Raw genomic sequence first — 11,739 nt, forward strand, 5'->3', positions numbered from 1 at the left:
CATCCCGGAACAGAGCCCAAACCGGCTCGCATACCCACCCCCCTCCTCCCATACGCTGGTCCCGTGACCCCCGTCGAGCTCTCCCGCACCGTGCTGCACGCCGTGCGTCGTGCCGTCGACGAGGGTCGGCTGAGTGTGGTCGTGCCTGATCGGGCCGTCGTGAAGTCTCCCGGGCCGGGGGGATGGGGCGACTACGCCACCGGCATCGCCCTCCAGCTCGCCCGGCCGGCCGGGCAGCCCGCGCTGCGGGTCGCCGAGGTGTTGCGGCCCTATCTGGCGGGAGCGGAGGGTGTCCGGGGCGTCGAGGTCACCGGACCCGGGTTTCTGAACATCGCCCTCGACGTGGACGCCTCCGTCGACATCGTCCGTCGGGTGCTGCGGGACGGGCTCCGGTACGGGCACAGCGAAACCCTCGCCGAACAGGTCCCGCATCTGCACGCCCCCCACGAGGCGCGTGCCCTCGTCGTGCTCGACGCCTCCGCCCGCATCCTGCGCTCCCAGGGTGCCGTCGTCCGCACCAGCTGCGATGCCCGTCCCGAACCCGAGTGGGAGGCCGTACTCGGCGTTCACGTCGATGCCCCCGGCCCCCTTCATGCCCCCGCTCCCCAGCGCGGCGACACACCCCCCACCCATGGCGCCGGCACAGGCACCGGCGACGCCGTCCTCATCCGCCCCACCCCCTCCCCGGCCGACCCCGCCCCCCTCTCCCGCGACGCCGGCCGCTGGGCACTCCTTCACCCCGCACCGCACGATCGTCCGCGTATCACCGCCGACCATCTGGTGCAGCGCGAGAGCAACCCCCTCTTCCGGGTCCGTTACGCCCACGCCCGCACCCGTGCCCTCGTCCGCAACGCCGCCGACCTGGGCTTCGCCGCCGAACCCGGCAGTGTCGACGTACCGCACGACGCCGTGCTCACGTCGCTCGCCGACCACCCCCGGGTCCTTGGCGCCGCCGCGACGCAGCACGCCCCCGACCGACTCGCCCGGCACCTCGTCGACGTCGCCGATGCCGTTCTGCCCCTGCTGCCCACGGTGCTGCCGCGTGGTGCGGAGAAACCCTCGGCCGCCCACCGGTCCCGGCTCGCGCTCGCCGAAGCCGCCGGGACGGTGCTGGCCGGTGGCCTGTCCCTGCTCGGCATCGACGCACCCGAACATCTCTGAGAGAGCCGAAAGAGCAATGAGCCGTTCCGCACACCCCGCCGGACCCCGGCACGCCGACGTCTTCACCGAGGGCCACTACAGCGCGCCGCCCGCCGATCTCAACGTCCTCGACGGCAAGGTCTGGTCGCAGACGGTCAGCCGTGACACCGACGGTGTCGTCAGTGTCGGCGGTGTCCCGGTGACGCGGCTCGCCGAGGAGTTCGGCACCCCCGCCTACTTCCTCGACGAGACCGACTTCCGGGCCCGCGCCCGCGCCTGGCGCACCGCGTTCGGGCATGACGCCGACGTCTTCTACGCGGGGAAGGCGTTCCTCTCGCGTGCCGTCGTGCGGTGGCTGCACGAGGAGGGGCTGAATCTGGACGTCTGTTCCGGGGGTGAGCTCGCCACCGCGCTGTCCGCCGGGATGCCCGCCGACCGCATCGCCTTCCACGGCAACAACAAGTCCGAGGACGAGATCCGCCGGGCCGTCGAGGCGGGCGTCGGGCGGATCGTGCTCGACTCGTTCCAGGAGATCGTCCGCGTCGCCCACATCGCCGAGGAGCTGGGCATCCGCCAGCGGGTGCAGATCCGTGTCACCGTCGGGGTCGAGGCTCACACGCACGAGTTCATCGCCACCGCGCACGAGGACCAGAAGTTCGGCATCCCGCTCGCCGGGGGGCAGGCCGCCGAGGCCGTGCGCCGTGCGCTGCAGCTCGACGCGCTGGAGCTGATCGGCATTCACAGCCACATCGGGTCGCAGATCTTCGACATGTCCGGGTTCGAGGTCGCCGCGCATCGCGTCGTCGGGCTGCTCAAGGACGTCCGGGACGAGCACGGCGTCGAGCTGCCCGAGATCGATCTCGGCGGTGGCCTCGGCATCGCCTACACCAGCGACGACGACCCGCGTGAGCCGCACGAGATCGCCAAGGCGCTCACCGAGATCGTGACCCGTGAGTGCGAGTCCGCGAAGCTGCGGACGCCGCGTATCTCCGTCGAGCCGGGGCGCGCCATCGTGGGGCCCACGGCCTTCACGCTCTACGAGGTCGGCACGATCAAGCCCCTTGAGGGATTGCGTACGTATGTCTCGGTGGACGGGGGGATGTCGGACAACATCCGTACCGCGCTGTACGACGCGGAGTACAGCGTCGCGCTGGTCTCCCGTTCCTCCGACGCGGCGCCGATGCCGTCCCGCGTCGTCGGCAAGCACTGCGAGAGCGGGGACATCGTGGTGAAGGACGCCTTCCTGCCGGCCGACCTGGCCCCGGGCGACCTGATCGCCGTACCGGCCACGGGCGCCTACTGCCGGTCCATGGCCAGCAACTACAACCATGTGACCCGTCCTCCGGTCGTCGCCGTGCGCGACGGCGAGGCGCGTGTCATCGTCCGCCGTGAGACGGAGGAGGACCTCCTGCGTCTCGACGTCGGGTGACATCGAGGGCCGGGCTTCCCGGGCCCGGCCGGCGACCCGCGCGGCCAAGCGGAAGATCTTCTTCTTCCGCCCCCAAAAAAATGAAATAAACGTCTCACGATCCGGACAATGGGCCGGAAACTCCCGTCCGGTGAGTGAGACTGGTCCCACCGTCGACGGTAAGAGGAAGCGAGGTCGGATGATGCGTACGCGTCCGCTGAAGGTGGCGCTGCTGGGCTGTGGAGTGGTCGGCTCCGAGGTGGCGCGCATCATGACGACGCACGCCGACGACCTCGCCGCCCGCATCGGCGCCCCGGTGGAACTCGCGGGCGTCGCGGTCCGACGGCCGGACAAGGTGCGCGAGGGCATCGACCCGGCCCTCGTCACCACCGACGCCACCGCCCTCGTCAAACGCGGCGACCTCGACGTCGTCGTCGAGGTCATCGGCGGTATCGAGCCCGCCCGCACCCTCATCACCACGGCCTTCGCGCACGGCGCCTCCGTCGTCTCCGCGAACAAGGCCCTCCTCGCCCAGGACGGCGCCGCCCTGCACGCCGTCGCCGAGGAGCACGGCAAGGACCTCTACTACGAGGCCGCCGTCGCCGGTGCCATCCCGCTGATTCGCCCGCTGCGCGAGTCCCTCGCCGGTGACAAGGTCAACCGCGTGCTCGGGATCGTCAACGGCACGACCAACTTCATCCTCGACGCCATGGACTCGACCGGCGCCGGCTACCAGGAGGCCCTCGACGAGGCCACCGCCCTGGGGTACGCCGAGGCCGACCCCACCGCGGACGTGGAGGGCTTCGACGCCGCCGCCAAAGCCGCGATCCTCGCCGGCATCGCCTTCCACACGCGGGTGCGCCTGGACGACGTCTACCGCGAGGGCATGACCGAGGTGACGGCGTCCGACTTCGCCTCCGCCAAGGAGATGGGCTGCACCATCAAGCTGCTCGCCATCTGCGAGCGGGCCGCGGACGGCGGTTCCGTCACCGCGCGCGTGCACCCGGCGATGATCCCGCTGACCCACCCGCTGGCCTCGGTGCGCGGCGCGTACAACGCGGTGTTCGTGGAGTCCGACGCGGCCGGACAGCTGATGTTCTACGGCCCCGGCGCGGGTGGTGCCCCGACCGCCTCCGCCGTCCTCGGTGACCTGGTCGCCGTCTGCCGCAACCGGCTGAGCGACGCGACCGGCCCCGGCGAGTCCGCCTACGCCGCGCTGCCCGTCTCGTCCATGGGCGAGGTCGTCACGCGCTACCACATCAGCCTCGACGTGGCCGACAAACCTGGTGTCCTCGCCCAGGTGGCCACGGTGTTCGCGGAACACGGGGTGTCCATCGATACGGTTCGCCAGCAGGGGAAGGACGGCGAGGCCTCCCTCGTCGTCGTCACGCACCGCGCCCTTGACGCCTCCCTCACCGGGACGGTCGAGGCGCTGCGCAAGCTCGACACCGTGCGGGGTGTCGCCAGCATCATGCGGGTTGAAGGAGAGTAACCAGCAATGACCCACCAGTGGCGCGGAATCATCGAGGAGTACCGGGACCGGCTGCCCGTCTCCGACACCACGCCTGTCGTGACGCTCCGCGAGGGCGGTACGCCCCTCGTGCCCGCGCAGGTGCTCTCCGAGCGCACGGGCTGCGAGGTCCACCTGAAGGTGGAGGGCGCGAACCCGACCGGGTCCTTCAAGGACCGCGGGATGACCATGGCCATCTCCAAGGCCAAGGAGGAGGGCGCGAAGGCGGTCATCTGCGCCTCCACGGGCAACACCTCCGCCTCCGCCGCGGCGTACGGCGTGCGCGCCGGGATGGTCTCCGCGGTCCTCGTACCGCAGGGCAAGATCGCGCTCGGCAAGATGGGCCAGGCCCTGGTGCACGGCGCGAAGATCCTCCAGGTCGACGGCAACTTCGACGACTGCCTCACGCTCGCCCGCGCGCTCAGCGACAACTACCCCGTGGCGCTCGTCAATTCGGTCAACCCGGTACGCATCGAGGGCCAGAAGACGGCGGCCTTCGAGATCGTCGACATGCTCGGCGACGCCCCCGACATCCACGTCCTGCCGGTGGGCAACGCGGGCAACATCACGGCGTACTGGAAGGGGTACACGGAGTACGCCGCCGACGGCGTCGCCGCCAGGACGCCCCGGATGTGGGGCTTCCAGGCCTCCGGCTCGGCGCCGATCGTGCGCGGCGAGGTGGTCAAGGACCCGTCGACCATCGCCACTGCGATCCGGATCGGCAACCCCGCCTCGTGGCAGTACGCGCTCGACGCGCGGGACGCTTCCGGCGGTCTGATCGACGAGGTGACGGACCGTGAAATCCTGCGCGCCTACCGTCTGTTGGCCGCGCAGGAGGGCGTCTTCGTCGAGCCCGCGTCGGCCGCCTCGGTGGCCGGTCTGCTGAAGGCCGCCGAGCTCGGCATGGTCGACCCGGGCCAGCGCATCGTGTGCACGGTCACCGGCAACGGTCTCAAGGACCCCGACTGGGCCGTCGCCGGCGCACCGCAGCCGGTCACCGTGCCGGTGGACGCGGCGACCGCCGCCGAGCGCCTCGGACTGGTCTGACGTACCGCTTGACCCGGGGCATCCCCTGACAGGGGTGCACAGGGGGCTTACGACACGCATCGTGCGCCTCCTGTGCGCCCTATGTCGCCGCAGAACCTTCCTTCGATAGGCTGTACCGAACCCGCCCCCCGCATATGCCTCGCATAGGCAGGGCGCCGCGCCGTCGTCGTGATCCCCGGATGACCGGAGGGCCCGGCAACGGCCCGAAGGGTCCGTCGTACGTCTTCGCATGTCTTCGGCAATCACGCAGCTCAAGGAGAGTCATCGAGCGATGGCCGGTCCAGCGTTCCGCGCCGCCGCCGTACGGGTGCGCGTCCCCGCCACCAGCGCCAACCTCGGCCCGGGCTTCGACGCCTTCGGGCTCGGGCTGGGGCTCTACGACGACGTCGTCGTCCGCGTGGCAGACTCCGGGCTGCACATCGACATCGCGGGGGAGGGCAGCGGGTCGCTGCCACGCGACGAACGCCACCTGCTCGTCCGCGCTCTCCGCGCCGCCTTCGATTCCCTGGGCGGGCAACCCCGAGGCCTGGAGATCGTCTGCGCGAACCGCATTCCGCACGGTCGTGGCCTGGGTTCCTCCTCGGCCGCGATCTGCGCCGGGATCGTCGCCGCCCGCGCCGTGACGATAGGCGGCGAGTCCCGGCTCGACGACCGGGCCCTGTTGGAGCTGGCCACCGAGATCGAGGGCCATCCGGACAACGTGGCGGCCTGTCTGCTCGGGGGGTTCACGCTCTCCTGGATGGAGGCCGGCGCCGCGCGGGCGATCAGGATGGACCCCGCCGATTCCATCGTTCCGGTGGTTTTCGTGCCCGGGAAGCCGGTTCTGACGGAGACCGCGCGCGGTCTGCTCCCGCGCACCGTGCCGCACGTCGACGCCGCCGCCAACGCGGGCCGTGCCGCGCTGCTCGTCGAGGCCCTGACGAGGCGCCCCGAGCTGCTGCTGCCCGCCACCGAGGACCGGCTGCACCAGGAGTACCGCGCGCCCGCCATGCCCGAGAGCGCGGCGCTGGTGGAGCGGCTGCGCGGGGACGGCGTCCCCGCGGTCATCTCCGGCGCGGGACCCACCGTGCTGGCGCTCGCCGACGAGGGCACGGCCGACAAGGTGGAACAACTGGCGGGCCCGGGCTGGGCGGCGAACCGGCTGGCCCTGGACGTGTCAGGTGCGAGCGTGTTGCCGCTCGCGACCAGTGGCGCCGACGTGGCGAGCGTCGAGTAAAAGCACGCGATTGCCGGATTTCGAGAGGGGGAATGTTTGTTGGATCCGGTAGTGTTAACCTCAAGTCTGCACCCGACCCCACCATGGCGAGGTGCCTCGTGTCCCAGTTCGGGACAGACATTCTTCCGGGAGCTCCCCAAGCCGCACCGTGTCTCGTACCTCGTACGTGGGCAGTACGTCGTACGTCGACACTGAGCGGTCCGACGGGCACGCTCCGGAACCGGTGCGACCACGCCACATGACACTGGGTGTCACGGCTCCAGGAAGCGCCATCACCAGCTATTTCCTCCGCCGCTTTGGCGGACCACCGCCCCGGCACGGTTCGGTCAGCAAGAACCGAAGCCGGACAGCACAACCGGTCGCCGAGCCAGACAGGCCGACGTCCGCTCCAGGGAAGGACCCTTCGTGAGCGACACCACCGATCTGATGGGCGCACGTGTCGAGGAGACCGCTGCCGCGCCCGCCACGGACGCCTCCGCGCCTGCCGGCGGTGCCGGCTCGCGGCGGCGCCGCGGTACCGGCCTCGAGGGCATGGTGCTGGCCGAGCTGCAGCAGGTCGCATCCGGCCTCGGCATCAGGGGCACGGCGCGCATGCGCAAGAGCCAGCTGATCGAGGTCATCAAGGAGGCGCAGGCGGGAGGGGGAGCCCCGGCGAAGTCCGCCGAGGCCGCCGAGACCAAGCCGAAGCGCCGTGCCGCGTCCAAGGCGCGCAACGGCGACGACGCCCCTGCCGAGAAGGCCGCCGCGTCGGCCGACACCGCGGCCGAAAAGGCCGTGGCCCAGCAGCAGATCGAGATTCCGGGCCAGCCGGCGGGGGGTGCCTCCCGCGCGAGCGAGGCCGAGCGCGGGGGAGAGGACGCTCCCGAGCGCCGCCGCCGCCGGGCCACCGCCGAGGCGGGCAGTCCCGAGACCGTGACGGCCGAGGCGAAGGCCGAGTCGTCCGCGCAGCAGCCGCAGGGCGACGCCGGTGACGGCGAGGGCCGCCGCCGCGACCGCCGCGAGCGCGGCCGTGACAACCGGGACCGTGACAACCGTGACAACCGGGACCGCGACAACCGGGACCGCGACCGCCGCGGCAAGGGCGACGACCAGCAGCAGGGCCAGGGCCAGGGCCAGGGTCAGGGCCAGCAGCGTCAGCAGCAGGGCGGCGGACAGGGCCAGAACGACGACGACTTCGACGCCGGCCGCCGTGGCCGTCGCGGCCGCTACCGCGACCGTCGTGGCCGTCGCGGCCGTGACGAGATGGGCGGCGCCAGCAGCAGCGAGCCGCAGATCGCCGACGACGACGTCCTGATCCCGGTCGCGGGCATCCTCGACATCCTCGACAACTACGCCTTCATCCGGACCTCCGGCTACCTGCCCGGTCCGAACGACGTGTACGTCTCCCTCGCCCAGGTCCGCAAGAACGGCCTGCGCAAGGGCGACCACATCACCGGCGCGGTCCGTCAGCCCAAGGAAGGCGAGCGGCGCGAGAAGTTCAACGCGCTCGTCCGCCTCGACTCCGTCAACGGCATGGCGCCCGAACACGGCCGTGGCCGCCCGGAGTTCAACAAGCTGACGCCGCTCTACCCGCAGGACCGCCTCCGTCTGGAGACGGACCCGGGCGTGCTGACCACCCGCATCATCGACCTCGTGTCGCCGATCGGTAAGGGCCAGCGCGGTCTGATCGTGGCCCCGCCGAAGACCGGCAAGACCATGATCATGCAGGCGATCGCCAACGCGATCACGCACAACAACCCCGAGTGCCATCTGATGGTCGTCCTCGTCGACGAGCGTCCGGAAGAGGTCACCGACATGCAGCGGTCGGTCAAGGGAGAGGTCATCTCCTCGACCTTCGACCGCCCGGCCGAGGACCACACCACGGTCGCCGAGCTCGCCATCGAGCGCGCCAAGCGGCTGGTGGAGCTGGGTCACGACGTCGTCGTGCTGCTCGACTCGATCACGCGTCTGGGCCGTGCGTACAACCTCGCCGCCCCGGCCTCCGGCCGCATCCTCTCCGGTGGTGTCGACTCGACCGCCCTGTACCCGCCGAAGCGCTTCTTCGGTGCGGCCCGCAACATCGAGGACGGCGGCTCGCTGACCATCCTCGCCACCGCCCTGGTGGACACCGGGTCCCGCATGGACGAGGTGATCTTCGAGGAGTTCAAGGGCACCGGCAACATGGAGCTCAAGCTCGACCGCAAGCTCGCCGACAAGCGCATCTTCCCCGCGGTGGACGTCGACGCGTCCGGCACCCGTAAGGAAGAGATCCTGCTCGGCAACGAGGAACTGGCCGTCACCTGGAAGCTGCGCCGGGTGCTGCACGCGCTCGACCAGCAGCAGGCGATCGAACTACTCCTCGACAAGATGAAGCAGACGAAGTCGAACGGCGAGTTCCTGATGCAGATCCAGAAGACGACGCCGACCCCCGGCAACGGCGACTGAGACGCCGAAGACGCCGGACGGGCCCGCTGACGGCGGCCCGCTGAGATCGGCCTGCTGAGATCGGCCTGCTGAGATCGTCCCGCTGAAGGGCCGCATCCGTCACATCGATGACGGATGCGGCCCTTCACGGCTTTCCGCGCGACGGTGCCCCGAGTGTCCCCGTCCGACCCGACAGGGCGACGACGGTCAGGTGCGCCCCCACTTCTGATCGCATTCCTGGCCGTAGGGGGTACCCGGCATCCGACGAGAGCCGAGGTGCACATGCCTGACGACAGCACGCCGGAGCCCGGCGGGTCCGGCACACGCGGCCCGAGCCGACGGGCCAGGGGACGACGCCGAGGGCCACGGTCCCGGGCGCGCGGAGGGCTGCTGATCGCGGCCTGGACCGCCGCGGGCGTCGTCGTCCTCGGCGGCACCGGCGTCGGTTACGTGTACTTCGAGCTCAACGGCAATCTCAGGAGCGTCGACATCGACCAGGCCCTCGGCGCCGACCGGCCCGGCAAGGCCGGCAACGGCTCGCAGAACATCCTGGTCCTGGGCTCTGACGCCCGCGCCGACGGCGACGAGAGGCCGGGCGGCGGCACGGACGCCGGCGGCGCCCGCTCGGACACGGCGATGATCGTGCACGTCCGCGAGGGCCGGAAGGAGGCCGACGTCGTCTCCGTCCCGCGCGACACCCTGGTCGACCGCCCCTCGTGCACGGACGCCGGCGGCGCCACGCACGAGGCGGCCTCCGGCGTGATGTTCAACTCCGCGTACAGCACAGGCGGCGCCGCCTGCGCCGTGAAGACCGTCGAGTCCCTCACAGGTCTGCGCATGGACCACTACCTGGAGGTCGACTTCACCGGCTTCCAGAAGCTCGTCGACGAGCTCGGCGGCGTCGAGGTGACCACGACGCAGGACATCGACGACCCCGACAGCCATCTCGACCTCCGCGCCGGCACGCACCGGCTCACCGGCGAGCAGGCCCTCGGTCTGGTGCGCACCCGGCACGGCGTGGGCGACGGCTCCGACCTCGGCCGCATCCAGCTCCAGCAGGCGTTCGTCAAGGCGCTGGTCGAGCAGGTCGAGGAGATCGGCCTGTTCACCGACCCCAAGAAGCTGTACGACCTCGCCGACACCGCGACCGGCGCGGTCACGACCGACTCCTCCCTCGGCTCGGTCGACGCCCTGGCGTCCTTCGTGAGCGGCTTCAAGGGCATCAGCGCCGCCAAGACGGACATGGTGACGATGCCGGTGCGGTACGACCCCGCCGACCCCGACCGCGTCCTGCTCGACGAGACGAGGGCCCAGCGGGTGTGGGACGCCCTGAGGAACGACAGGCCCATCCCGAGGTCGGCCACGGAGGGATCGGCGACAGGCCAGGCCAAGGGCGTGATCACGTCGTGAGGGGGCGCGGGCCCGCCCGCACGGAATAGACCGGGGCAACCCCCGGTTTGGGTGGATGGCTCCAGTCCTGGCAGACTGGTACGTCGGCCCCGGTTCACGCTCCCGCATCCCGCGGCGGCGACCCGGCGCCCTCCCGAACCATAGGAGACACCTTGAAGCGCGACATCCACCCCGAGTACGTCGAGACGCAGGTCAGCTGCACCTGTGGCGCGTCGTTCACCACCCGTAGCACCATCCAGTCCGGCACCGTCCGGGCCGAGGTCTGCTCCGAGTGCCACCCGTTCTACACGGGCAAGCAGAAGATCCTCGACACCGGTGGCCGTGTGGCCCGCTTCGAGGCCCGCTTCGGCAAGGCCGCCGGCTCCAAGAAGTAGCGAGCCCCATTTCGCCGGTCCACGGCCGCGCCCCTCCCGGGCGCGCCGGGACCGGCGTTTTTGGTCGCCCGCCCACTTCACCCCGTACCCTTCCCCACGCTCTCACCCACGTCCGAGCAGGGGATGCCCCCATCAGGAGCCAGAGATGTTCGAGGCCGTCGAGGAACTCGTCGTCGAGCACGCCGACCTGGAGAAGCAGCTCGCCGATCCGTCGGTCCACGCCGATCAGGCCAACGCGCGCAAGCTGAACAAGCGCTACGCCGAACTCACCCCGATCGTCGCCACGTACCGCTCCTGGAAGCAGTCGGGCGACGACATCGAGACGGCCCGCGAACTGGGCGCCGACGACCCGGAGTTCGCCGCCGAGGTCAAGGAGCTGGAGCGGCAGCGCGAGGAGCTCACCGAGAAGCTCCGCCTGCTGCTGGTCCCGCGCGACCCCAGCGACGACAAGGACGTCATCCTGGAGATCAAGGCGGGCGCCGGCGGTGACGAGTCCGCGCTGTTCGCCGGTGACCTGCTGCGCATGTATCTGCGCTACGCCGAGCGCGTCGGCTGGAAGACCGAGATCATCGACGCCACCGAGTCCGAGCTGGGCGGCTACAAGGACGTCCAGGTCGCGGTGAAGACCAAGGGCGGCCAGGGGGCCACCGAGCCCGGGCAGGGCGTGTGGGCGCGGCTGAAGTACGAGGGCGGTGTGCACCGCGTGCAGCGGGTGCCCGCCACCGAGTCCCAGGGGCGTATCCACACCTCCGCCGCCGGCGTGCTCGTGACGCCCGAGGCCGAGGAGGTCGACGTCGAGATCAACGCGAACGACCTCCGCATCGACGTCTACCGGTCCTCCGGCCCGGGCGGGCAGTCCGTGAACACCACCGACTCCGCCGTGCGCATCACGCACCTTCCGACCGGAGTCGTCGCCTCCTGCCAGAACGAGAAGAGCCAGCTGCAGAACAAGGAGCAGGCACTGCGTATCCTGCGCTCCAGGCTGCTCGCGGCGGCGCAGGAGGAGGCGGAGAGGGAGGCCGCCGACGCCCGCCGCAGCCAGGTCCGCACCGTCGACCGCTCCGAGAAGATCCGGACGTACAACTACCCGGAGAACCGCATCTCGGACCACCGCGTCGGCTTCAAGGCGTACAACCTGGACCAGGTCCTTGACGGCGAGCTCGACGCGGTGATCCAGGCCTGTGTCGACGCGGACTCGGCCGCCAAGCTCGCAGCCGCGTAAGGCACTCAC

General features: G+C 71.0%; 9 protein-coding genes. All 9 read left to right on the forward strand.

The genetic code is table 11. The features are described 5' to 3' along the window. The first annotated feature begins 63 nt into the window (after nt 1-63). The 9 genes from nrtL (at nt 64) to prfA (ending at nt 11,730) form a co-directional block, all read left to right on the forward strand. A complete protein-coding gene (gene nrtL / locus ACWCPM_RS19020; RefSeq protein WP_450977353.1) occupies nt 64-1,161 on the forward strand; it encodes an ArgS-related anticodon-binding protein NrtL in 1,098 nt (365 codons plus the stop codon). A gap of 16 nt (nt 1,162-1,177) precedes the next feature. After that, complete coding sequence (gene lysA / locus ACWCPM_RS19025; protein WP_450977354.1) at nt 1,178-2,569, forward strand: diaminopimelate decarboxylase; 1,392 nt, start codon at nt 1,178-1,180, stop codon at nt 2,567-2,569. Nucleotides 2,570-2,747: 178 nt separating this feature from the next. Beyond that, on the forward strand, nt 2,748-4,040 hold the full coding sequence (locus ACWCPM_RS19030) for a homoserine dehydrogenase (protein ID WP_450977355.1): 1,293 nt from the start codon (nt 2,748-2,750) through the stop codon (nt 4,038-4,040). 6 nt (nt 4,041-4,046) lie between these two features. Continuing rightward, nucleotides 4,047-5,105, forward strand: coding sequence for a threonine synthase (gene thrC / locus ACWCPM_RS19035; RefSeq protein ID WP_450977356.1), 1,059 nt, complete (start codon nt 4,047-4,049; stop codon nt 5,103-5,105). A gap of 271 nt (nt 5,106-5,376) precedes the next feature. Further along, the gene (gene thrB / locus ACWCPM_RS19040; protein WP_450977357.1) at nt 5,377-6,321 is read left to right on the forward strand and encodes a homoserine kinase; all 945 of its coding nucleotides are present in this window, start codon (nt 5,377-5,379) and stop codon (nt 6,319-6,321) included. A gap of 405 nt (nt 6,322-6,726) precedes the next feature. Next, on the forward strand, nt 6,727-8,745 hold the full coding sequence (gene rho, locus ACWCPM_RS19045) for a transcription termination factor Rho (protein WP_450977358.1): 2,019 nt from the start codon (nt 6,727-6,729) through the stop codon (nt 8,743-8,745). Nucleotides 8,746-9,006: 261 nt separating this feature from the next. Further along, a complete protein-coding gene (locus ACWCPM_RS19050) occupies nt 9,007-10,134 on the forward strand; it encodes an LCP family protein (protein ID WP_450977359.1) in 1,128 nt (375 codons plus the stop codon). 152 nt (nt 10,135-10,286) lie between these two features. Continuing rightward, nucleotides 10,287-10,508 carry a 50S ribosomal protein L31 gene (gene rpmE, locus ACWCPM_RS19055; protein ID WP_053761958.1) on the forward strand — a complete coding sequence of 74 codons (222 nt, stop codon included), beginning with the start codon at nt 10,287-10,289 and terminating at the stop codon, nt 10,506-10,508. A gap of 145 nt (nt 10,509-10,653) precedes the next feature. Continuing rightward, entirely contained in the window at nt 10,654-11,730 is a 1,077-nt protein-coding gene (gene prfA / locus ACWCPM_RS19060) for a peptide chain release factor 1 (protein WP_450977360.1), read from the forward strand. Nucleotides 11,731-11,739: the final 9 nt, after the last annotated feature.

It is taken from the genome of Streptomyces sp. NPDC002309 (assembly GCF_053593375.1).

Coding starts and splice junctions, on each gene's coding strand:
- lysA (WP_450977354.1), top strand. CDS start 1,178: ATGAGCCGTTCCGCACACCCCGCCGGACCCCGGCACGCCGACGTCTTC.
- prfA (WP_450977360.1), top strand. CDS start 10,654: ATGTTCGAGGCCGTCGAGGAACTCGTCGTCGAGCACGCCGACCTGGAG.
- ACWCPM_RS19030 (WP_450977355.1), top strand. CDS start 2,748: ATGATGCGTACGCGTCCGCTGAAGGTGGCGCTGCTGGGCTGTGGAGTG.
- thrB (WP_450977357.1), top strand. CDS start 5,377: ATGGCCGGTCCAGCGTTCCGCGCCGCCGCCGTACGGGTGCGCGTCCCC.
- ACWCPM_RS19050 (WP_450977359.1), top strand. CDS start 9,007: ATGCCTGACGACAGCACGCCGGAGCCCGGCGGGTCCGGCACACGCGGC.
- thrC (WP_450977356.1), top strand. CDS start 4,047: ATGACCCACCAGTGGCGCGGAATCATCGAGGAGTACCGGGACCGGCTG.